The organism is Kitasatospora sp. NPDC057500 (genome assembly GCF_042802195.1).
Taxonomy (GTDB): Bacteria; Actinomycetota; Actinomycetes; order Streptomycetales; family Streptomycetaceae; genus Kitasatospora.
The window spans coordinates 1-20,575 of sequence record NZ_JBHVER010000036.1 but is presented as its reverse complement, the minus strand read 5'-3'; the positions used below and the strand labels follow the sequence as shown (position 1 = coordinate 20,575).

Annotated in this window: 20 protein-coding genes and 1 pseudogene; 12 read left to right on the top strand and 9 right to left on the bottom strand. The window is 74.7% G+C overall.

Annotated elements, in window-relative coordinates; genetic code table 11:
- Nucleotides 1-7 precede the first annotated feature (7 nt).
- Nucleotides 8-718: a DedA family protein gene (locus tag ACFU74_RS11025; RefSeq protein WP_380755059.1), complete on the bottom strand. Its 711-nt coding sequence runs from the start codon at nt 716-718 to the stop codon at nt 8-10.
- Nucleotides 719-981: 263 nt separating this feature from the next.
- Here ACFU74_RS11025 and ACFU74_RS11020 point away from each other — a divergent pair, with 263 nt between their 5' ends.
- Together ACFU74_RS11020 and ACFU74_RS11015 are read left to right on the top strand one after the other, a co-directional pair.
- A complete protein-coding gene (locus ACFU74_RS11020; RefSeq protein WP_380755056.1) occupies nt 982-1,296 on the top strand; it encodes a hypothetical protein in 315 nt (104 codons plus the stop codon).
- 218 nt (nt 1,297-1,514) lie between these two features.
- Nucleotides 1,515-1,706, top strand: coding sequence for a hypothetical protein (locus ACFU74_RS11015; protein WP_380755054.1), 192 nt, complete (start codon nt 1,515-1,517; stop codon nt 1,704-1,706).
- A 50-nt stretch (nt 1,707-1,756) separates the two neighbouring features.
- Here the strand turns inward: ACFU74_RS11015 and ACFU74_RS11010 are convergent.
- Nucleotides 1,757-2,062: pseudogene (locus tag ACFU74_RS11010) on the bottom strand (TetR/AcrR family transcriptional regulator); the annotation flags it as partial.
- Nucleotides 2,063-2,725: 663 nt separating this feature from the next.
- Between ACFU74_RS11010 and ACFU74_RS11005 the strand changes: the two are divergent.
- Nucleotides 2,726-3,883, top strand: a complete 1,158-nt coding sequence (locus ACFU74_RS11005) for an acyl-CoA dehydrogenase family protein (protein ID WP_380755051.1) — start codon at nt 2,726-2,728, stop codon at nt 3,881-3,883.
- A 75-nt stretch (nt 3,884-3,958) separates the two neighbouring features.
- On the opposite strand, the gene ACFU74_RS11000 is transcribed toward ACFU74_RS11005, so the two are convergent.
- A complete protein-coding gene (locus tag ACFU74_RS11000) occupies nt 3,959-4,225 on the bottom strand; it encodes a hypothetical protein (RefSeq protein WP_380755048.1) in 267 nt (88 codons plus the stop codon).
- A 196-nt stretch (nt 4,226-4,421) separates the two neighbouring features.
- Here ACFU74_RS11000 and ACFU74_RS10995 point away from each other — a divergent pair, with 196 nt between their 5' ends.
- Nucleotides 4,422-4,739 carry a cupin gene (locus ACFU74_RS10995; protein WP_380755045.1) on the top strand — a complete coding sequence of 106 codons (318 nt, stop codon included), beginning with the start codon at nt 4,422-4,424 and terminating at the stop codon, nt 4,737-4,739.
- A 31-nt stretch (nt 4,740-4,770) separates the two neighbouring features.
- On the opposite strand, the gene ACFU74_RS10990 is transcribed toward ACFU74_RS10995, so the two are convergent.
- Complete coding sequence (locus tag ACFU74_RS10990; RefSeq protein ID WP_380755042.1) at nt 4,771-5,421, bottom strand: TetR/AcrR family transcriptional regulator; 651 nt, start codon at nt 5,419-5,421, stop codon at nt 4,771-4,773.
- 96 nt (nt 5,422-5,517) lie between these two features.
- Here ACFU74_RS10990 and ACFU74_RS10985 point away from each other — a divergent pair, with 96 nt between their 5' ends.
- Complete coding sequence (locus ACFU74_RS10985; protein ID WP_380755039.1) at nt 5,518-7,062, top strand: MFS transporter; 1,545 nt, start codon at nt 5,518-5,520, stop codon at nt 7,060-7,062.
- A 189-nt stretch (nt 7,063-7,251) separates the two neighbouring features.
- Here the strand turns inward: ACFU74_RS10985 and ACFU74_RS10980 are convergent, their stop codons facing one another.
- Nucleotides 7,252-7,506, bottom strand: coding sequence for a type II toxin-antitoxin system Phd/YefM family antitoxin (locus ACFU74_RS10980; RefSeq protein WP_380755036.1), 255 nt, complete (start codon nt 7,504-7,506; stop codon nt 7,252-7,254).
- A gap of 229 nt (nt 7,507-7,735) precedes the next feature.
- Between ACFU74_RS10980 and ACFU74_RS10975 the strand changes: the two genes are divergently transcribed.
- The 3 genes from ACFU74_RS10975 to ACFU74_RS10965 all read left to right on the top strand — a co-directional run bounded on the left by ACFU74_RS10975 (nt 7,736) and on the right by ACFU74_RS10965 (nt 9,751).
- Entirely contained in the window at nt 7,736-8,374 is a 639-nt protein-coding gene (locus ACFU74_RS10975; RefSeq protein WP_380755033.1) for a class I SAM-dependent methyltransferase, read from the top strand.
- Nucleotides 8,375-8,714: 340 nt separating this feature from the next.
- Entirely contained in the window at nt 8,715-9,023 is a 309-nt protein-coding gene (gene tatA, locus ACFU74_RS10970; RefSeq protein ID WP_380755030.1) for a Sec-independent protein translocase subunit TatA, read from the top strand.
- Nucleotides 9,024-9,148: 125 nt separating this feature from the next.
- Nucleotides 9,149-9,751, top strand: coding sequence for a potassium channel family protein (locus ACFU74_RS10965; protein ID WP_380755027.1), 603 nt, complete (start codon nt 9,149-9,151; stop codon nt 9,749-9,751).
- 29 nt (nt 9,752-9,780) lie between these two features.
- Here the strand turns inward: ACFU74_RS10965 and ACFU74_RS10960 are convergent, their stop codons facing one another.
- The 3 genes from ACFU74_RS10960 to ACFU74_RS10950 form a co-directional block, all read right to left on the bottom strand.
- Nucleotides 9,781-10,155 (bottom strand): VOC family protein, encoded by a 375-nt coding sequence (locus tag ACFU74_RS10960; RefSeq protein ID WP_380755024.1) that lies wholly within the window; start codon nt 10,153-10,155, stop codon nt 9,781-9,783.
- Between the two features lie 77 nt (nt 10,156-10,232).
- On the bottom strand, nt 10,233-11,879 hold the full coding sequence (locus ACFU74_RS10955) for an alkaline phosphatase D family protein (RefSeq protein ID WP_380755022.1): 1,647 nt from the start codon (nt 11,877-11,879) through the stop codon (nt 10,233-10,235).
- Nucleotides 11,880-11,999: 120 nt separating this feature from the next.
- Nucleotides 12,000-13,094: a hypothetical protein gene (locus ACFU74_RS10950; protein WP_380755019.1), complete on the bottom strand. Its 1,095-nt coding sequence runs from the start codon at nt 13,092-13,094 to the stop codon at nt 12,000-12,002.
- 137 nt (nt 13,095-13,231) lie between these two features.
- Between ACFU74_RS10950 and ACFU74_RS10945 the strand changes: the two genes are divergently transcribed.
- Nucleotides 13,232-15,739, top strand: coding sequence for a helicase-associated domain-containing protein (locus ACFU74_RS10945; RefSeq protein ID WP_380755016.1), 2,508 nt, complete (start codon nt 13,232-13,234; stop codon nt 15,737-15,739).
- A gap of 6 nt (nt 15,740-15,745) precedes the next feature.
- Here ACFU74_RS10945 and ACFU74_RS10940 read toward each other — a convergent pair whose 3' ends face one another.
- On the bottom strand, nt 15,746-16,012 hold the full coding sequence (locus ACFU74_RS10940; protein ID WP_380755013.1) for a hypothetical protein: 267 nt from the start codon (nt 16,010-16,012) through the stop codon (nt 15,746-15,748).
- 129 nt (nt 16,013-16,141) lie between these two features.
- Between ACFU74_RS10940 and ACFU74_RS10935 the strand changes: the two genes are divergently transcribed.
- From ACFU74_RS10935 to ACFU74_RS10925, 3 genes are all read left to right on the top strand, one after another.
- A complete protein-coding gene (locus ACFU74_RS10935) occupies nt 16,142-16,546 on the top strand; it encodes a hypothetical protein (RefSeq protein WP_380755010.1) in 405 nt (134 codons plus the stop codon).
- Between the two features lie 115 nt (nt 16,547-16,661).
- Nucleotides 16,662-18,299: a DNA repair helicase XPB gene (locus tag ACFU74_RS10930; protein ID WP_380755007.1), complete on the top strand. Its 1,638-nt coding sequence runs from the start codon at nt 16,662-16,664 to the stop codon at nt 18,297-18,299.
- A 192-nt stretch (nt 18,300-18,491) separates the two neighbouring features.
- Nucleotides 18,492-20,543: a HelD family protein gene (locus ACFU74_RS10925; protein ID WP_380755004.1), complete on the top strand. Its 2,052-nt coding sequence runs from the start codon at nt 18,492-18,494 to the stop codon at nt 20,541-20,543.
- Nucleotides 20,544-20,575 lie beyond the last annotated feature (32 nt).

The window sequence follows — 20,575 nt, the reverse complement described above, 5'->3', positions numbered from 1 at the left end:
CGGACGCCTACCCGGCGCGGTGGCGGCCGCCGCTGCGAGCGGCCGGGGGCGCACCGGCGTCGGCCCGGGCGGCGTCGGCCCCCGCCGGGACGGCCCGGCCGGAGCGGCGGGCGCGGAGAAGTTCGACGGCCACCGGGATCACCGAGACCAGGACGATGCCGATCAGGATCGCCTCGATGTTGTCCCGGACGAACGGGATCTGCCCGAGGAAGTAGCCGAGCACCGTGACGCCGGCGCCCCACAGCACGCCACCGATCACGTTGAAGAGGACGAAGACCCGGTAGTTCATCCCGCTCACCCCGGCGACGATCGGGGTGAAGGTGCGGACGATCGGCACGAAGCGGGCCAGCACGATCGCCTTCGGCCCGTGGCGCTCGAAGAAGGCCGCCGCCTTCTCCACGTTCTCCTGCTTGAACAGCCGGGAGTCGGGGCGCCGGAACAGACTGGGGCCGACCTTCCGCCCGAACAGGTAGCCGACCTGGTCGCCGGCCACCGCCGCGAGCACGATCAGCAGGCACATCAGCCAGAGCGGCTGGTCCAGGTAGTCGCCGTCGGCCACCAGCAGGCCGGTGGTGAAGAGCAGCGAGTCGCCCGGGAGGAAGAAGCCGATCAGCAGGCCGGACTCGGCGAAGACGATGGCCAGGATGCCGATCGGCCCGAAGGTGGAGATCAGGTGGTTCGGATCGAGCCAGGACGGGCCGAGGGCGAGGCTGGTCACGGTGCGGACTCCTGAGGGCCTGTAGGAAGGTCGACTCTTGGCAATGAAACAGTAAAGCATTCACCAAGTGGTCTTCGAACACTCCTGCTCAGGAGCCGGTCGGACAATCATCCGTATCCCACCATCGGGCGAATCCTCGCCCAGGCGGTGGAGTTCGTCCGCGGCCCCGGTGAATCCTGGTCGCGCGACGTCAGGCAACGGCGCTGCGGAGCGGCCACTCCGGCAGCCGCCACCATTCGCACTCCACTTCCAGGGAGACCATCGTGTCCCGTATCCGCACAGCCGCCGCCGTCACCGCCCTCGGGGCCTTCCTGCTCGCGGGCGTCGGCACCGCCCACGCAGACAACGGCGCCGGTGCGGACCACCAGTCCACCAGCGGCGTGGTGAGCAACACCGGCTCCAACAACGTCCTCGGCAACGTCGTCGGCAATGTGACCGGCACCCAGCAGACCGCCACCGGCTCCGGTGCCGGCAACCAGGCCAACACCCTCGCCGTCTCGGGCAACGCGGGTTCCGTCGGCGTGCTGCAGGGCAACGGCGGCCCCGCCGCCCCGGTCGCCCCGCCGGCCGAGGACTGAGCGGTGCTCCACCGCTGAGCGTGCCCACCGGTCCCGGCCGGGACCAGCCCGCGCCCAGCCGCGTCGGGCCGCGTCGGGCCGGGCCGGCGGCGCGGGGAGGCCACGACGGCGGCTTCCGCGCACCGTCGCCGACCGGCGAGAACAGCGCGTGCACCCGGGATCCGGGCGGCCACCGCGTCCGCCTCCGGCCGCACCCCGCCGAGCAGCACGACCCCCAGGTGCGCAGGAAGTCCCGCCGGAACTCCACCGCGGCCCGGCGGTCCGGCGGCGCCGGCCGCTCGGTCTCGCTCAGCATCGCGCCCAGGTGGTCGCCGTTGCGCCGGGCGAAGTCCACGTACGCGGCCGGGCCCGCCGCCGGCGCCCGCTCCGGCCCGCCCTGGACGGCGGTGATCGCGCCGCCGACCTCGTAGCCGAGCCGCTCCCGGCTGCGCGCCGGGGCCGCCGCCGGCACTTGCGCCCTGCTTCCGAAGTGCCGGTAGACGCTCGCCCCGGAGATCCCCACGGCGGCGCCGAGGCGGTCGGTGCTGACGTTGCCGAAGCCGCGCCGGTGGAACAGCCGGACGGCCGCCGTCAGCAGTTCCTCCCGGCGCGGTGGCCGGTCCGACCCGTCCCCCACAGCGTCCCCGGCGGCGGCTGTGGCGCTGGGCGCGGCGGCGGGGCGGCCGAAGCAGGAGAGCCCGGCCGCCGCCGAGGGCGCCGACCAGCAGAGGGGCCCGGCGTCCGCGGCCGCGAGTCCGGGGCGCTCGCCCCGCAGCACCACCGTCATCAGGGCGACGTCGGCGCGCAGTTGGGGGCACAGCGCCGCCCGCCGGTCGGGCGGCGGCAGCCGGGCGCCGCGCTGCACCAGGGTGCCGAGCGGGCGGTGGGCGACCGTAACGGCGGCCGGCGCTGCGGCGGGTTCGGCCGTCGAACCGGCGGCGCGCAGCCCGGCCGCCGACGTGTCCAGGCCCGCCCGGACGGTGCGGTCGAGCAGTCCGGACCTGCTCCGGAAGCGCCGGTGGAGCGCGGGGCGGCGATGCCGACGCCGGCGGCGACCTCCGCCTTCGGGACCCGGTGGTAGCCGTCGGGGTGGAAGCGCTCGGCGGCCACCGCCAGGATCCGCGCCCGCCGTGCCCCCGCGGTCGGCCGCCGCGCCACCGTGCCGTCCGCCCCTCCCCGTGTCCCGGCAGCCGCTCCGACGGCCGTTCCGACGGCGCTTCCGAAGGCCGTTCCGACAGCCCCTCCGACAGCTGCCCGGCAGGCCGGCCGGTGTTCACTTGAGGCCCCGCGAAGCCCGCCACCAGGCCGTTCGCAGCAGCCCGGACACCGCCCTCCCCACCCTGGACAGTCGAAGCTACCCGCGATTAACTTGTCCGGCGACCGGCGGGCCGTCCGGGGACCGCCGCGCCGGCTCCACCGAACGTCAGGCACCGTCGAAGGGAGGCGCCGCGTGCGCCGCACCGTGTTCACCGAGGACCACGAGGCCTTCCGGGAGACCATCCGGGACTTCATCGCCAACGAGGTCGTCCCCGTCTACGAGAGCTGGGAGGCCGAGGGCCACCCGCCGCGGGACTTCTACCGCCAACTCGGCGCGCTCGGCGTCTTCGGCATCGAGGTGCCCGAGGAGTACGGCGGCGCGGGCGAGAGCGGCTTCAAGTACCAGGCGGTGGTCGCCGAGGAGACGGCACGGGCAGGCGTCAGCTTCGGCTCCTCCGGGGTGCACACCGGCCTGGTGCTGCCCTACCTGCTGGAGTACGCGACCGAGGAGCAGAAGCGGCGCTGGCTGCCCGGCTTCGTCTCCGGCGACCTGATGACCGCGATCGCGATGACCGAGCCGGGCGCCGGCTCCGACCTCGCCGGCATCTCCACCACCGCGCGGCTCTCCGAGGACGGCACCCACTACGTCCTCAACGGCGCCAAGACCTTCATCACCGGCGGCGTCCTCGCCGACCTCGTCCTGGTGGTCTGCCGCACCTCGCCGCACGACCCGGAGAACCGCCGGGCCGGGCTCTCCATCCTCTGCGTGGACACCGCCTCCCCCGGCTACGGCGTCGGCCGCAAGCTGCAGAAGATCGGGCTGCGCACCTCGGACACCGCCGAGCTGGCGTTCTCGGACGTCAAGGTTCCGGTGGAGAACCTGCTCGGGGAGGAGGGGAAGGCTTTCGGCTACCTGACCCACAACCTGGTGCAGGAGCGGCTGGCGATCGCGGTCGGCGCGTACGCGGCCGCCGCGGCGGCGGTGCGGTTCGCGGTGCAGTACGTCAAGGACCGCAAGGTGTTCGGCAAGGCGGTCGCCGAGTTCCAGAACACCAAGTTCACGCTGGCCGACTGCGAGGCCCAGGTGATGGCGCAGCAGTCGATGGTCGACCGCGCGCTGGAGCTCTACCAGGACGGCGCGCTGACGGTGGCCGACGCGGCGGCGGCGAAGCTGTTCTGCACCGAGTCGGCGTCCGTCGTGATCGACAAGTGCCTCCAGCTGCACGGTGGTTACGGCTACATCCTGGAGTACCCGATCGCCCGGCTCTACACCGACAACCGGGTGTTCCGGATCTACGGCGGCACCAGCGAGGTCATGCGCAGCATCGTCGCCAAGTCGCTCGGACTGTAGGACGCGCCGCCGTTCACCCGTCCGGCGGAGTCGGGCGGGTGAGCGCGGGCGGGGTGAACGGGCGGGGCGCCGGGATCAGTTGGGCGAGTGGTGCTCGGCTCGCCACGCGTCCCAGCCGGCCGCGGACGCCACCTTGGCCTCGTGCAGGGCCCGCTGGGCCACGGCGGTCGGCGGGGTCTCCAGCCGCCGCACCCAGTTGCGGCCGGCCGTGGCCAGCGCCGCGCACACCATCACCGCGCCCGCCGTCCCGAACAGCGCGCCGATGCCGGTGAGCACCGCGCCGCCGGCCAGCAGCGAGCGGTTGACCTGGAACCCGCTGAGAAAACGCTCGTTGGTCGCCATGCCTCCACGATGGAGGCAGTCGGCCGCCGCCGCACGCCGAGCGCGCCCGCTCGCGGCCCCGGCCGGGCACGCCCCGGCGACGTTCCGGGGGCGTTCCGGCGACGCTTCGGCGTGCGCGCGCGGGGCGCGTCCGGGACGCTGGGCCGCAGGAGCGCCCGCGCAGCAGGACGGCACCCGGACGGCAGGAGGACGCGCGATGGTCGATCTCGAACAGCTCGTCGCGGAGCACGCGGCCCTGGCCGCCGAGAGCCCGCACGGCCGCAGCGCCCACCTGGTGCTGCACGACGGGGTGCTGCGGCAGACGGTGATCGCGCTGACCGCCGGCACCTCGCTCGACGAGCACAACGCCCCGGCCGCCGCCAGCGTCCAGGTGCTGCGCGGGCGGGTGTCGCTCACCATCGCCGGGCGGCACGAGGAGCTCGCGGCGGGGCAGCTGCAGGCCGTCCCGCAGGAGCGGCACGGCCTGCTGGCGCACGTCGACTCGGTGGTGCTGCTGACGGCCGTCACCGTCTGAGCGCGGCGAGCACGGCAAGCGCGGGCGCGGTTCAGGCCGCCGGGCCGTGCCACTCCGGGTCGACGGAACCGGTCCCGAAGCCGTGCCGGTCGGGCGCGGGCTTCGGCTTCAGCACCGAGCCGCCGACCAGCTCCAGCCCGCGCAGCAGCTCCCGCCCGCCGGGCGCCAGTCCGGGAGCGGCCAGCCACTGCCCGGCCAGGCCCACCAGCAGCGCCTGGTAGAAGGTGCCACGGGCCAGCTCCTCCTCGGTGTCCGGCACCTCCGGGCGCCCCTGGAACAGGGCCGCCAGCCCGAGCCGCCCCTCCTTCTGGATCCCGGCCATCGCCTCGCGCAGCTCCGGCGTCCGCTCCACCTGCACCATCGCCTCGAACTGCGAGGCCCACAGGCCGCGGTGCTCGGCGATGCTCTCCCGCACACCGTCCCAGACCGCGACGAACCGCTCCTCCGGGTCCTCGGACGCCTCGTTGGCCCGCGCCACCACGGCCCCGAGCATCAGGCCCCACTCCCCCGTCGCCTCGATCAGCGCCGCGTTGAGCAACGCCTCCTTGGAACCGAAGTGGTAGCCGATCGCCGCCAGGCTGACGCCGGAGGCGGTGGCGATGTCCCGGGCGGTGGTGCGCCCGTAGCCCTTCTCGATCAGGCACTGCTTGGCGCCGGCCATGAGGTCCTCGCGATTTCCCATGCCCGCATGCTACGTGCGTCCCAGACGGATGTCTCGCACAGGCGTCTTGCACAAACGTACTAGACAAGCGTCTGACACATCCGTACCGTCTTCCCCATGACCGCAACCACCGGCCGCGCAGGCCGTCGCGAATGGGTCGGCCTCACCGTCCTACTGCTCCCGACCCTCGTCCTGACCATGGACATGGGCGTGCTCTTCTTCGCCGTCCCCTACATCTCCACCACGCTGGCGCCGAGCGGCACCGAACAGCTGTGGATCATGGACATGTACTCGTTCCTGCTGGCCGGGCTGCTGATCACCATGGGCGCGCTGGGCGACCGGATCGGGCGCCGCCGGCTACTGATGATCGGCGCCGCCGGGTTCGCCGGGGCCTCGGTGCTCGCCGCCTACTCGGACGGCGCCGGCCAGCTGATCGCCGCCCGCGGCCTGCTGGGCGTCGCCGGGGCGACCGTGATGCCCTCGACCCTCGCGCTGATCCGCAACATGTTCCACGACCCCAAGCAGCGCCAGGTCGCACTCGGCGCCTGGGGCGGCATCCTGACCGCCGGCGCCACTCTCGGACCCGTCGCCGGCGGTCTGCTGCTCGACCACTTCTGGTGGGGGTCGGCCTTCCTGCTCGCCGTCCCGGTGATGGCCCTGGTCCTGCTCACCGCCCCGGTGCTGCTCCCCGAGTACCGCTCCCCCCGGCAGGGCGGCTTCGACCTGCTCGGCGCCGCCCTCTCACTGGCCGCCGTCCTGCCGCTGGTCTACGGCGTCAAGACGCTCGCGGTGGACGGCTGGGACCCGCTCGCCGCGCTCGCCGTCCCGGCCGGGCTGCTCCTCGGCGGCGCGTTCTACTGGCGCCAGCGCACCGCCGCCGCCCCGCTGCTCGACCTCGGCCTGTTCCGGATCCGCGCCTTCAGCGGGGCGATCAGCGTCAACACCGTGGCGATGTTCGCGATGATGGGCTTCACCCTCTTCACCTCGCAGTACCTTCAGCTGGTCAAGGGCATGAGCCCGCTCACGGCCTCGCTCTGGTCGCTCGTCCCCAGCGTGGGCGTCGGCGCCGCCGTCGGTCTGGGCTCGGCGCTCGCCGGGAAGGTCCGTCCGGCGGTGATGATGGCCGGGGGCTTCCTGATCGGCGCGGCCGGCTTCGCGATGATGACCCGGGTCGGCCCGGACTCGCCGCTGGCGCTGATCCTCACCGCGGCGGGCGTGCTGGCCGCCGGCACCGTCGGCACCATGACCCTCACCGCCGAGATGGTCGTCTCCGCCGCCCCCGCCGAACGGGCTGGCGTCGCCTCCGCCACCTCCGAGACCGCCGTCGAACTCGGCAGCTCCCTCGGCATCGCGCTGCTCGGCGCGGCCGGCGCCGCGGTCTACCGCTCCCGCCTGGACGGCGCCCTCCCGGCCGGCCTGGACGGCGAGGCCGCCCGCACCGCGCAGGACACCCTCGGCGGCGCGGTCACCGTCGCCGCCCAGGTGCCCGGCCGGCTCGGCGCCGACCTCCTCGCCACCGCCCGCACCGCCTTCACCGACGGCCTGCACGTCGCCGCCGTCGTCGGCCTCGTCCTCGCGCTCGGCGCCTCCCTCCTCGCCTACCGCCTCATGCGCCACCTCCCCGCCGCACCCGCCCCCACCCCCGAGCCGGTCACCACCTGACCGCCCACCGCCGATCCCCGCACGCGCGTCATCCCGGCCCCCGCCCACCCGGGCGGGGGCCGCCGCGTTCCCGCTCCGCTCGGGATCAACGCCGACGCCGCTCCCGGCAGTTGCCCCCGCTATGCACACCTGCCTCGCCACACACTCGCTCGACCGCACCGAGGCCTCCAATGCCGCCCACCCGGCTGCCTACCGATCGGTCCGCCCGCCGAGCGCCTCCTCGATGCGCTTCAGCCGCCGGTACTCGGAGAGCGCGATCAGAACCCCCTCCTGTCGCCCACGGCGGGTGATGATCGTGGGGGTACCGGATTGAGCACGGTCGATGACCCTGGCCAGGTGGCAGCGCACCTCGCTCAGCGGCTCGACGGCCACCTCGGCGTGCGGCATCAGCCCCTCCATCCTGACGACCATCTGCAGATCGAATACCGGGACCAGTTTCGGCATGCCGCCTCCTCAACACTCGCCGATCGCCGGCCGCCCACTGGAGCAGCCGATGAACCAACGAGTAAGAGGGTGGGAAGGCAACTGGTCGGGTGCCAAACGCGGCTGAGCGCCCAGGGCATGGCCTCGGGCGCTCAGCGGTATCCCCGCGTTCGCAGGGAGCAATGTGCATGCCCCTCTTACTCGGGACCATCCCCGCTCGTGCAGGGAAGCAGGCTGCGAAGCTGCCGGAATGACAAACGAGGATCACCACGGGCGGGTGCGGGGGAGTTATGACGCGGTGGCGGAGGAGTACCGGGAGCGGGTGGGGGGTGAGCTGGCGTTCAAGGTGATGGACCGGGCGTTGTTGGGGGTGGTGGTCGAGGGGGCCGGCGGGGGGACGGTGGCGGATCTGGGGTGCGGGCCGGGGCATGTGGCGGGGTGGCTGGTCGGGCAGGGGGTCGGGGCGGTCGGGGTGGACCTCTCGCCGGCGATGGTGGCCGCCGCCCGCCGGGACCACCCCGGGGCGGAGTTCCGGGTCGGGGACCTGCTGGGGCTGCCGGCCGGGGACGGCGAGTTCGCCGCCGCGGTGGCGCTCTACTCGGTGATCCACCTGGAGCCGGAGGAGCTGCGGCCCGCCTTCGAGGAGATGCGCCGGGTGCTGCGGCCGGGCGGGGCGCTGCTGGTGGCGTTCCACCTCGGCACCGAGGTGCGGCGGCTGGACGAGTGGTGGGGCCACCGGGTGGACGTGGACTTCCACTTCCTGGAGGCGGAGGCCGTCGCCGGCGTGCTGGCCTCGGCCGGGTTCACCGTGACGACCAGGCTGGAGCGCGGCCCGTACCCGCAGGAGGCGCAGACCCGCCGCGGCTACCTGCTCGCCCACCGGGACTGACCGCGCCCGCCGACCGGCGTCCGGAACCGGCCAAAACCCGGGCGCAATACGGTCACGGGAGGCGTGGTCCCCGGCCGCGTGTCCCCCGGGCAGCCCGGCCTGCACCGGGGTCGGACCGCCGGAGGGAACCGTCCGCGCCCCGTCTGACCTCGGCCGATGCGGTCACCCCGGACGGGCCCGGCGGCACCGCGGGCCGTCTGCTCCCGCAACATCTGGTTTTTGACCAGCGTTTCCCGGCCGGTGTATACGTTCGCCGCCACGGGCAGGCATACTGGCCAAGGCGGGCGCTTTGCCCAACTGTGACGTATGACTCTAGACAAGAAGGGACCGGTGGCCAGGGATGCTGCGTAACGGTCTTGAGCCCTGGCACGTGCTCGTGGTGCTGGCTGTCGTGATCCTGCTGTTCGGGTCGAAGAAGCTGCCGGAGATGGCCCGCGGCCTCGGCAAGTCGATGCGGATCCTGAAGGCCGAGACGAAGGCGATGCGCGAGGACGACACCCCCGCCAACGCCGACGCCGCCCAGGCCGCCGGCACCGCCCAGAGCACCGCCGCCCCGGCGCAGCCGGCTGCCGAGCAGCCCCGCCAGGCCGTGACCCCGACCCATGTGACCAAGGCCACCGAGCAGCCGCGGTCCACCACCACCGCCTGAGACCCGGCGGCAGGAACCCTGCCGAAGCCCCCGCCCCGTGGCGGGGGCTTCGTCGTGCCCGGCCGCCGCCCGGACGGAGCAACCCGGGAAGCGGGTGCCGGCGTGACCGGGGCACGCTGGCCGGGATGCCCCCGAACCAGCAGCCCTCGCCGACGGACCGGCCCCGGAACTCCCCCGACCCTCGGGCCTGGAGCCTGCTGCTCGGCTCGTTCACCCTGCTGATGGCCGGCTACTTCACCGTGCCGCTGCGCACCCTCGGCAGTGACCGGCCGGTGCTGAGCTGGGTGCTCTTCGGCGTCGTGCTGACCGTGCTGACCGGACTGCTGCTGGCCCGGATCGTCGACAGCATCCGGGGCACGGGCCGTCACCCCGGGGCCTGGCTGGCCTTTCTGATCTGCCTCTCGCTGACCGTCTTCGCCGCCACCTACTACGTTCTGGCCGACCGTCCGGGCGAGTTCGAGGGGCTGGTGACCCGCCTGGACGCGCTCTACTTCACCGTCGTCACCATGGCGACCATCGGCTACGGCGACATCACCCCGGCCGGCCAGGGCCCGCGGCTGGTGGTGCTCCTGCAGATCGCCTACAACTTCGTGTTCCTGGCGGCGGCGGCGGGCGCGCTGAGCCGGACCCTGCGCACCGGCATGGAGATCCGCGCCGCCCAGCACGACGACCGCAAGGAGCAGGACGGCACCTCGCACCGGCGCCACCACCACCGGAAGGGCCGTTAGGACAGCGCCAGGTGGGCGCCAGGACGCCGCTAGGACCGGCTGGCGTCGATCACGCAGAAGCGGTTGCCGTCCGGGTCCTCGACGACGACGAAGTCCGGGTCCTCCGGGTAGAGGTCCCAGTCGGTCCGCCGTGCGCCGAGGCCGACCAGCCGCTCCACCTCGGCCGCCTGGTCCGCCGCGTCCGTCGCGTAGAGGTCCAGGTGGACGCGCGGGTGCCGCTGCGGCGGAGTGACGCTCCGGCCGAGCGCCACCTGCACACCGGGCGCCCCGTCCGCGGGGACGAGCACCACCCAGCCCTCCTCGACCACGCCGTCACGGGGGACGTACCCGAGGGCCTCGCCCCAGAACGCCGCCGCGCGGCGGACGTCCGCCACCCCGAGCACCACCGAACCGATTCTCAGCACGCCGCCGATTCTGCCGGACGGGCGGACGATCGGACGGGTGAACGGTCAGGCGGGTGCCCGGTCAGGCGGACGGACGGTCAGGCGGGGACCAGGCCCGGCTCACCGGCCACCACGGCCCAGGACGCGGAGGTCCGCACCGGCGACTCGCGCACGGCGACGCTGTCGACGGTCCGGGCGTCGGTCAGCCACCGCTCCCGGTCCACGTCCAGGCGCAGGTAGCCGCGGCGCAGGCCCTCGAAGTAGCGCACATGCGGGTTGAGCGCGGGGTTGAGCGCCTTGAGCGGCCCGTCGAAGGCGGCCGGGAAGTCCGAACTGACACTGGTGGCCGTGAACTCGACCGCGACCGGGGCGGCGGCGAGGTCGTCGCGGTCGATCCGCAGGTCGCTGAACCAGGAGGAGTGGATGTCCCCGGCGAGCACCACCGGGTTGGCCACCGCGGCGTCCCGCAGGAAGCGCAGCAGCCGGGCGCGGGCGGGGTCGTAGCCGTCCCACTGGTCGAGGTTGGCGAGCGGCGGCAGCGGGTGGGCCGGGTCCAGGAAGTCGGGGAAGCGGATCTGGCTCATCATCACCTGTTGGGCGACGACGTTCCAGCGGGCCCGGGAGCCGGCCAGGCCGCGGCGCAGCCACTCCTCCTGCTCGGCGCCGGTCAGGGTACCGCCGGTGTTCCCCAGGCCGTCCGCGACCGGCCCGAAGTCCTGGCTGTGGCCGCCGGGCTGGTCGGTTCGGTACTGGCGGGTGTCGAGCACGTTGAGGCGCAGCAGGTCGCCGAAGTCGAAGCGGCGGTACAGCCGGTAGTCCGGCGAGCCGTTGCGGTACGGGTTCCGCAGCGGCATGTGCTCGTAGTACGCCTGGTAGGCGGCGGCGCGCTCGCGGGCCATGGCGGCGGTGTCCTGGTGGGCGGCGCCGGTGTCGTCGACCTCGTCGACCAGGCCGGCGTGGTTGTTCTCGACCTCGTGGTCGTCCCAGGTGACGATCCAGGGGAAGGCGGCGTGCGCGGCCTGGAGGGCCGGGTCGGTCTTGTACTGGGCGTGCCGGGCCCGGTAGTCGGCGAGGGTGACCAGCTGGTTGAGGCCCGGGGTCCGCGGGGTGGTGTGCAGGCGGTCCGGGAGGGCGCTGTCGGGGTCGGTCTCGTAGATGTAGTCGCCGAGGTGCACGACGGCGTCGAGGTCCTCGGCCGCCAGGGCGGTGTACGCGGGCCAGTAACCGTGCTGCCAGTCCTGGCAGTTGACCACGCCGAGGCGGAGGCGTCCGGGGTGGGCGCCGGCCGCCGGGGCGGTGCGGGTGCGGGCGGCCGTGCTGAGGTGGCGGCCGGCCCGGAAGCGGTACCAGTAGTCGCGGCCGGGCCGGAGCCCGCGCACGTCGACGTGGACGCTGTGCGCGCGCTCGGCCTCGGAGGCGGCGGTACCGCGCCGGACGACCCGGCGGAAGCCCGGGTCCTCGGCGACCTCCCAGGAGACGGGCACGGTGCGGGTGCCCATGGAGGCCGCGTCGAAGGGGTCGGCGACCAGCCTGGTCCACAGGACCACGGCCTCGGGCAGCGGGTCGCCGCTGGCCACGCCGAGGAGGAACGGGTCGCGGCGGACCGGTTCCGCGTGCGCCGTACGGATGTCGAGCGCCCGGGCGCCCACCGCGACGGCCGCGCCGACCAGTAGTCCGCGGCGGCTGAGCGCGCCGGACCGGGGCCTCGGCCGACCGGTCGGCGAGGACGTCGGGGACTGCGGCACGGGAGACCTCCTGCGGCTGCGGAACGTCGGACACCAGGACCGACATTCCATCAGATCCGCGCGTGGCGGAGCATGAACGGGAGGCGACGCCTTTCCCTCCTCCCTTTCACCGAACGGGAGTTACCGGCCCGCGTCAGGTGCTGCGCCACCGCGCCGGCGCAGCGACATCAGGAGCAGGAAGACGGCCGACAGCACGGCCGCCACCCGCAGCACGCCCGGCGCGGACTCCCACGCCACCTGGTTGACCTGCTCACCCGGGTTCAGGGCGGTGCCCCAACGGCCCTGGGCGCGGCCCCAGACCCAGAGCGAGCTGCCGCTGATCGTCATCAGCGGGATGCCGAACACGGCCACCTTGCGGGTGAGGTCGGACAGGTGGCGGGAGAGGTAGCCGAGCGCCCAGCCGATCAGCATGGCGATCAGCTGGCCGGTGACCGCGCCGCCGATCAGCACGGCGGCGGCGAGCAGCAGCAGCGGCGAGGGGCGGCGGGCGGCGGACCCGGCCTTGGCGGGTTCGGGCTTGCCGGCGGCGTCGGGGGCGGCGGGCGCGCCGTCGGCGGGGGCGGCCCCGGCCTCGGCGGCCCTGCCCTTGCGTCCCTTGGCCTTCTTCTTCGCCCGGCTCTGCTCCTTCGGGGCGGCGGGCGGCTCGGCAGCGGCCGCTTCGCCCTGCGCGGCGGCGTCCTCGCCCGCCGCGGCCGGTCCGTCCCCGTCCTCGGGGGCGGTCCGCTGCCCGGGGATCGGCCGGTTGGACGCGACCGGGCCGTCCCCGAAGTCGATGCTCACGTAGTCCCAGTCGCCGGTGTTCACGGCGCGGTACGCGGGCGGCAGGGCCTCGGGGTCGACGGGGGCGTCCGCCACCGGCTTCGCGACCCACGGCGAGTCCCCGTCCCGCCCGAACGACCCGGACGGCGCGGACGACCCGGACGGCGCGGACTTCGGCGGCCGGGCGGGCGGCGGCAGGAACGCGCCGGGCGCGGCGGGCGACTCGGGCGCGGCCGGCGGACCCGCAGGACGCGGCGGCACCGGGGGGCGCGGCGGCGCGGCGGGCGCCGGCTCCGCCGCATACACGCTGTCCCCTTCACCACCACCGCCCCCGGGGGCGGCACCCGGCGGCTCGCTCCACGGCCCCTGCTTGCGCCACCACTCGCCGTCCGACATCGCACACCCCGCCTTGCCCGTACCGAACCGGACCCGCCACGCGTCCGGACGCGGCGTCATCCCCGCCGATCGTGACGGTACCCACCCGCCGCCCCACCACGCGAGCCCGAGCGCCCCCCGGGCGAGCCGCACCGCACCCGCGTCCCGCCGACGTCGGCACCCTCCCGCCCCGCCGCCACCCGACTAACCTAGGTCGAATGACCACACAGCAGGGCCCCCAACGCCAGGCCAAGTCCGCCGCCGGCCCCCGCACCCTCGCCGAGGAGCTCCGCGCCCGGCCCGACGACGACCTCGCCGCCCTGCTCCGGTCCCGCCCCGACCTGCTCAACCCCGTGCCCGGCGACCTCACCCAGCTCACCGCCCGGCTCTCCTCCCGCGCCTCGGCACTGCGCGCGCTGGAGCGGCTGGACCGGTTCACCCTGCAGGTCGCCGAGGCCCTCGCCGCCCTCCCCGACGGCACCCCGCCCGCCGCCGTCCGCACCCTGCTGGCGGGGCCGGCCAAGGTCAGGCCGCACCCGGGCGCCACCCCGCTGAGCGCCGCCGACCGGTCCGCCGTCGCCGACGCGCTCCCCCGCGCGCTGGCCGTCCTGCGCGACCGCGCGCTGCTCTGGGGCCCGGACAACGGCCTGCGGCTGGTCATCGCCGCCCGCGAGGCGCTCGCCCCGACCGCCGGCAACCCCGGCCGCACCGGCCTGGGCCCGACCTTCGCCGAGGCCAGCACCGGCATGTCCCCGGCCCGCCTCCAGCAGCTGCTCGCCTCGGCCGGACAGCCCGCGACGCCCGACCCGGTCACCGCGGTCGCCGCGTTCACCGCGCTGCTCGCCGACCGCGCCCGCTGCGAGGAACTGCTCGCCACCGCCCCCGAGCCCGCACTGCGGCTGCTCGACCGGCTGGTCTGGGGGCCGCCCACCGGCACCGTCCCGGACGCCACCCGCCCGGTCACCGCCGAGGACGCGCAGAGCCCGGTCGAGTGGCTGCTGGCCCGCGGCCTGCTGCTGCCCAGCAGCCCGGGCAGCGTGGTGCTGCCCCGCGAGCTCGCCCTGCACCTGCGCGGCGGCCGCTCGCACCGCACCGTCGAGCCGCTCCCGCCCGAGCCGGTGCCCGCCGCCGCGCCGCGCGAACCCGAGGCCGTGGACGGCGCGGCCGCCGGACAGGCGCACACCGCCGTGCGGACCGTCGAGGAGCTCCTCGACCTCTGGGGCCTCACCCCGCCGCCCACCCTGCGCGCCGGCGGCCTCGGCGTGCGCGACCTCAAGCGCACCGCCCAGGCGCTGGAGAGCACCGAGCCGATCGCCGCCTTCTGGCTCGAACTCGCCTACACCGCGGGCCTGCTGGCCCCGGACGGGGAGGTCGACGAGCACTGGGCGCCGACCCCGGGGTACGACGAGTGGCTGCGGCTGGACACCGCCGAGCGCTGGACCGTGCTCGCCGGCGCCTGGCTCGCCGCCACCCGGGTCCCGGCGCTGGCCGGCACCGCCGACGGCAAGGGCAAGCCGCGCGCCGCGCTCGGACCCGAGCTGGACCGCACCCTCGCCCCGTCCGTTCGCCGCGCCGCGCTCGCCCTGCTCGCCGAGCTCCCGCCCGGCACCCCGGCCACCGCCGGGGAGCTGCTGCCCACCCTGCGCTGGCAGCGCCCGCTGCGCGGCGGCCCGGCCGCCCCGGACGGCGGCGGCGACCTGCGCGACCAGCTGGTCGGCTGGACCCTCGCCGAGGCCGAACTCCTCGGCGTCACCGGCCGCGGCGCGCTCGCCGCCCCGGCCCGCGCCCTGCTGACCGCCGAGCACGACCCGGCCGCCGTGCTGGCCCCGCTGCTGCCGCAGCCGCTCGACCACGTCATCCTGCAGCCGGACCTCACGGCGATCGCCCCGGGCCCGCTGCTCACCCCGCTCGCCCAGGCCATCGCGCTCTGCGCCGACATCGAGTCCAAGGGCGGCGCGACCGTCTACCGCTTCACCCCCGGCTCGGTGCGCCGCGCCCTGGACGCCGGACGCACCGCCGCCGACCTGCGGGCCTTCCTGGCGCAGCACTCCCGCACGCCCGTCCCGCAGCCGCTCGCCTACCTGATCGACGACGTCGCCCGCCGGCACGGCCTGCTGCGGGTCGGCGCCGCCTCCTCGTACCTGCGCTGCGACGATCCGTCCCTGCTGAACGAGATCCTGGCCGACCGCCGCTCCGCCGACCTGCGGCTGCGGCTGCTCGCGCCCACCGTGCTGGCCGCCCAGGCCGCGCCCGACGTGCTGCTCGCGAGCCTGCGCGCCATGGGCTACGCGCCTGCCGCCGAGTCCGCCGAGGGCGACGTGCTGATCACCCGCCCGGACAGCCACCGCACCCCGCCCCGGGCGGCCCCGGTGCCCGTCCCGGACGGCCCGCCCACGCCCGACGACACCCTGCTCGCCGCCGCCGTCAAGGCGATCCGGGCCGGCGACCGGGCCGCCACCGCCGCCCGCCGCGAGCCCACCGTCGCGACCGGGCGTCAACTCCCGCGCACGGCCGCGGCCGAGACCCTCGCCGCGCTGCAGACGGCGGTCCTGCTCGGCGAGCGGATGTGGATCGGCTACCTCAACGCGGAGGGCCTCGCCAGCCAGCGGATCATCGACCCGGTCAAGGTCGAAGGCGGCTACGTCACCGCCTTCGACCACCACGACGGCGAGCTGCGCACCTTCGCGCTGCACCGGATCACCGGCGTCGCCGAACTGGACGAGTGACGGACCTCAGTGCGCCTGCTGCTGGGCCGCCTGCTGCTCCTGCTTCTCCTTCATCGCCTTCTCCGCCATCGCGGCGAGGTCCCCCTGCCCGACCGGCATCGCCGAACTCGCCCCGGCCAGGTCCATGACCAGGAACCCGGGCGCCGCCAGCAGGCCGCCCGGACCCTCCCCGATGCCCGCGACGGCGTGCGCGGAACCGGCCGAGGACGCGGTGGCGGCGAAGGCCGTCCCGGCGAGGGCGATGGCGGTGAGGACACGCTTCGACTTGTTCATGCCCTGCCCAACGAGCCACCCCGCCGCCGGTCACCCCCCGCCACCCCTTCCGTACGGCCCGTACCGGCAGTTGACGGACCGCCCCCACCGGCGTAGTCCGGAGTGCGGGGGGTGACGAAAGGAGTCATCATGCTCGGCGATCTCATCGGCGAGACCCAGGGCCAGGACACCGGCCGCCGCGTCCTCGACGCCGGGGACGGCCACGTCGTCGTCGAGGTCTCGTTCGAGGGCAGCGGCAGTTACTACGGCACCGCCGTCACCGGCTTCGGCACCTACGAGTCCGAACTGCGCGCCGACGGCACCCTGCACGGCGAGGGCCAGGGCGTCGACATGACGGCCGACGGCCAGAGCGTCGTCTGGCGCGGCATCGGCATCGGCCGCTTCACCGAGGGCGGCGGCACCAGCTGGCGCGGCTCGCTCTTCTTCACCACCACCTCACCCCGGCTCGACCGCCTCAACCACGTCGTCGGCCTCTTCGAGTACGAGGTCACCCCCGACGGCAAGTCCACCGGCACCTTCCACGAGTGGAAGTAGCCGTCCCGCCCCGGGCGGTCCCGCCCACCCGGCCGGATGCGCGACACTGGAGGGTCGGCGTCCCGAGGGACCCGCAGACCCGACAGACCTGTCAGCCAGTGGAGGGCACCCCCGCGTGAACGACGGACCGCTCATCGTCCAGAGCGACAAAACTCTTCTCCTGGAGATCGACCACCCCAAGGCCGCCGACTGCCGCCGGGCCATCGCGCCGTTCGCGGAGCTGGAGCGGGCGCCCGAGCACGTGCACACGTACCGGGTGACGCCGCTCGGGCTGTGGAACGCGCGGGCGGCGGGCCACGACGCCGAGCAGGTCGTGGACGCCCTGGTGACGTACTCGCGCTACCCGGTGCCGCACGCACTGCTGGTCGACGTGGCCGACACGATGGCCCGGTACGGGCGGCTGAAGCTGCTCAAGCACCCGACCCACGGGCTGGTGCTCACCAGCACCGACCGGCCGGTGCTGGAGGAGGTGCTGCGGTCCAGGAAGATCGTCCCGCTGGTCGGCGCCAGGATCGACCCGGACACCGTGGTGGTGCACCCGTCCGAGCGCGGCCAGATCAAGCAGGTGCTGCTGAAACTCGGCTGGCCCGCCGAGGACTTCGCCGGCTACGTGGACGGCGAGGCGCACCCGATCGACCTGGAGGAGGACGGCTGGAGCCTGCGCCCCTACCAGGCGCAGGCGGTGGAGGGCTTCTGGCACGGCGGCTCCGGCGTCGTGGTGCTGCCCTGCGGCGCCGGAAAGACGCTGGTCGGCGCGGCGGCGATGGCGCACGCCAAGTCGACCACGCTGATCCTGGTCACCAACACCGTCTCGGCCCGCCAGTGGAAGCACGAGCTGGTCAAGCGGACCTCGCTCACCGAGGACGAGATCGGCGAGTACAGCGGCACCAGGAAGGAGATCCGCCCGGTCACCATCGCCACCTACCAGGTGATGACCACCAAGCGGAAGGGCGTCTACGCCCACCTGGAGCTGTTCGACGCCCGCAACTGGGGCCTGGTCGTCTACGACGAGGTCCACCTGCTGCCCGCCCCGGTCTTCAAGTTCACCGCGGACCTCCAGGCCCGCCGCCGGCTCGGCCTGACCGCCACCCTGGTGCGCGAGGACGGCCGCGAGGGCGACGTGTTCAGCCTGATCGGCCCCAAGCGCTTCGACGCGCCGTGGAAGGAGATCGAGGCGCAGGGCTACATCGCGCCCGCCGACTGCTGCGAGGTCCGGGTCACCCTCACCGACTCCGAGCGGCTCGCCTACGCGACCGCGGAGCCCGAGGAGCGCTACCGCTTCTGCGCGACCACCGCGACCAAGCGCCGGGTGGTGGAGGCCCTGGTCAGGAAGCACGAGAAGGACCAGACGCTGATCATCGGCCAGTACATCGACCAGCTGGACGAGCTCGGCGAGGCCCTGGACGCCCCGGTGATCAAGGGCGAGACCAGCAACGCCCAGCGCGAGAAGCTGTTCGACGCATTCCGCAACAAGGAGATCGGCGTCCTGGTGGTCTCCAAGGTCGCCAACTTCTCCATCGACCTGCCGGAGGCGACCGTCGCCATCCAGGTCTCCGGCACCTTCGGCTCCCGCCAGGAGGAGGCCCAGCGCCTCGGCCGGGTGCTGCGTCCCAAGGCGGACGGCCACGCCGCCCACTTCTACTCGGTGGTCGCCCGGGACACCGTCGACCAGGACTTCGCCGCCCACCGCCAGCGCTTCCTCGCCGAGCAGGGCTACGCCTACCGCATCATCGACGCGGACGACGTGCTGTAACGGGAGAGGTGGGGGTGGATCGGAGGGGCCGACGCGGCTAGGATCGTCCGTCTGCCCCTCCCGAACCGTGGTACCTGCTGAAGTCGCGCAGGCAGCCGGGGGAGGTGCCGGCCGTTCGGCAACCGGCCGGTATCCACCGTGAGCTCCTACGATCCGCTGCGCCCGCGTCCGGGGCAGCCGGAAAGGTTCGCTGTGCCCGCCACCCCCACCACCGACCCCCTGCAGCGCGAACGCGACCACCTGGCCGCGTCCAGGGCCGCGCTGCGCGCGATGCGCGAGGACGTCGAGTCCCTGGACATCCGCGACGTGACCGGCACCTGGGTCACCGCCCTCGTGCTGCAGAACCAGATCGAGGCCAGGATCGCCGCCCTGGCCGACCTCTCGCACACCCCGCTGTTCTTCGGCCGGCTCGACTACCTGCACGCGGTCAGCGGGGAACTGAGCGAGGGCTCCGGCGGGGAGAGCTTCTACATCGGCCGCCGCCACGTCCACGACGCGGACGGCGACCCGATGGTGATCGACTGGCGCGCGCCGGTCTCCCAGCCGTTCTACCGGGCCAGCCGCACCGAGCCGCTGGACGTCGAGCGCCGCCGCCGCTTCGGCTACACCGGCGGCGAGCTCACCGCGTACGAGGACGAGCACCTCTCCGACCCGGCCGAGGACGAGACCTCCTCGGCGCTGCTGGCCGCCGAGATCGAGAAGCCCCGCGTCGGCCCGATGCGCGACATCGTGGCGACCATCCAGCCGGAGCAGGACGAGATCGTCCGCGCCGACATCTCCGGCACCCTGTGCGTGCAGGGCGCCCCCGGCACCGGGAAGACCGCCGTCGGCCTGCACCGCGTGGCGTACCTGCTGTACGCGCACCGCGAGCGGCTGGCCCGCACCGGCACCCTGGTGATCGGCCCGAACAACGCCTTCCTCTCCTACATCGAGCAGGTGCTGCCCGCACTGGGCGAGCTGGACGTCGCGCAGGCCACCGTGCAGCAGCTGGTCGGGCACGTCGAGGTGCGCGGCGAGGACTCCCCCGAGGCGGCCCGGCTGAAGGGCGACGCCCGGATGGCGGAGGTGCTGCGCCGGGCGGTCCGCTCCGGCATCGCGCTGCCCACGGAGCCGTGCGTGGTGGTCCGCGGCTCCCGCCGCTGGCGCGTTCCGGTCCACGAACTGGTCGGGATCATCGAGGAGTTGAAGGACCGCGAGATCCGCTACGGCGCGGCGGCGGAGGCGCTGCCGCAGCGGATCGCGCACGCCGTGCTGCTGAAGATGGAGCAGGCCGGCGAGGCCCCGGACGACCGGGTGCAGGACGCGGTGGCCCGCAACGCCGCGGTGAAGGCGGTGGTCAGGCAGTGCTGGCCGGCCGTCGACCCGGCCAAGCTGGTGCTGCGGCTGCTCTCCGAGCCGGAGTTCCTGGCGGACTGCGCGGAGGGCGTGCTGAGCGCCGAGGAGCAGTCGGCGGTGCTCTGGCCCAAGCGGGGCCGCTCGGTGAAGACCGCCCGCTGGACCGCCGCCGACGCCGTCCTCGTCGACGAGGCGACGGACCTGGTGCGGCGCACCGCCTCGCTGGGGCACGTGGTGCTGGACGAGGCGCAGGACCTCTCGCCGATGCAGTACCGCGCGGTCGGCCGCCGCTGCACCACCGGCTCGGCGACCGTGCTGGGCGACCTCGCCCAGGGCACCACCCCCTGGGCGACGGCGAGTTGGCCGGAGGCCCTGCACCACCTGGGCAAGCCGGCCGCCCACATCGAGGAGCTGACCAAGGGCTTCCGGGTACCGGAGGAGGTCATCGCGTACGCCTCCCGGCTGCTGCCGTCGATCGCCCCCGGCCTGAACCCGGCGAGCTCGGTGCGCGCGGCCCCGGGCTCGCTGACGATCCGTCAGGTCGACGGGGAGGAGCGGACGGAGGCCGTGGTCGAGGCCTGCCGGCGGGCGCTGGAGCGGGAGGGGTCGACCGGTCTGATCGCGGCCGACGCGCGCGTCCCGCTGCTGGCCGAGGCGCTGGCGCAGGCCGGTCTCGCGCATCTCGCGCCCGGCACCGAGACCAGCGCCGAGGCCCGGCTGACGCTCGTCCCGGCGTCGCTGGCCAAGGGTCTGGAGTACGACTACGTGGTGCTGGACGAGCCGGCCGCGGTGGTCGCCGGCGAGCCGGACGAACGGACCGGCCTGCGGCGGCTGTACGTGGCGCTGACCCGTGCGGTCTCCGGCCTGGAGGTGCTGCACGCCGAGCCGCTGCCGGAGCAGTTGCGCTGAACCCGCCGGGCCCGAGGACGACGGGGCCGGCC

Excerpts from the sequence above, each read along its gene's own strand:
- ACFU74_RS11000 (WP_380755048.1), bottom strand. The coding sequence starts at position 4,225 with ATGGCGACCAACGAGCGTTTTCTCAGCGGGTTCCAGGTCAACCGCTCG.
- ACFU74_RS10995 (WP_380755045.1), top strand. The coding sequence starts at position 4,422 with ATGGTCGATCTCGAACAGCTCGTCGCGGAGCACGCGGCCCTGGCCGCC.
- ACFU74_RS10990 (WP_380755042.1), bottom strand. The coding sequence starts at position 5,421 with ATGGGAAATCGCGAGGACCTCATGGCCGGCGCCAAGCAGTGCCTGATC.
- ACFU74_RS10985 (WP_380755039.1), top strand. The coding sequence starts at position 5,518 with ATGACCGCAACCACCGGCCGCGCAGGCCGTCGCGAATGGGTCGGCCTC.
- ACFU74_RS10980 (WP_380755036.1), bottom strand. The coding sequence starts at position 7,506 with ATGCCGAAACTGGTCCCGGTATTCGATCTGCAGATGGTCGTCAGGATG.
- ACFU74_RS10975 (WP_380755033.1), top strand. The coding sequence starts at position 7,736 with ATGACAAACGAGGATCACCACGGGCGGGTGCGGGGGAGTTATGACGCG.
- tatA (WP_380755030.1), top strand. The coding sequence starts at position 8,715 with ATGCTGCGTAACGGTCTTGAGCCCTGGCACGTGCTCGTGGTGCTGGCT.
- ACFU74_RS10965 (WP_380755027.1), top strand. The coding sequence starts at position 9,149 with ATGCCCCCGAACCAGCAGCCCTCGCCGACGGACCGGCCCCGGAACTCC.
- ACFU74_RS10950 (WP_380755019.1), bottom strand. The coding sequence starts at position 13,094 with ATGACGCCGCGTCCGGACGCGTGGCGGGTCCGGTTCGGTACGGGCAAG.
- ACFU74_RS10945 (WP_380755016.1), top strand. The coding sequence starts at position 13,232 with ATGACCACACAGCAGGGCCCCCAACGCCAGGCCAAGTCCGCCGCCGGC.
- ACFU74_RS10940 (WP_380755013.1), bottom strand. The coding sequence starts at position 16,012 with ATGAACAAGTCGAAGCGTGTCCTCACCGCCATCGCCCTCGCCGGGACG.
- ACFU74_RS10935 (WP_380755010.1), top strand. The coding sequence starts at position 16,142 with ATGCTCGGCGATCTCATCGGCGAGACCCAGGGCCAGGACACCGGCCGC.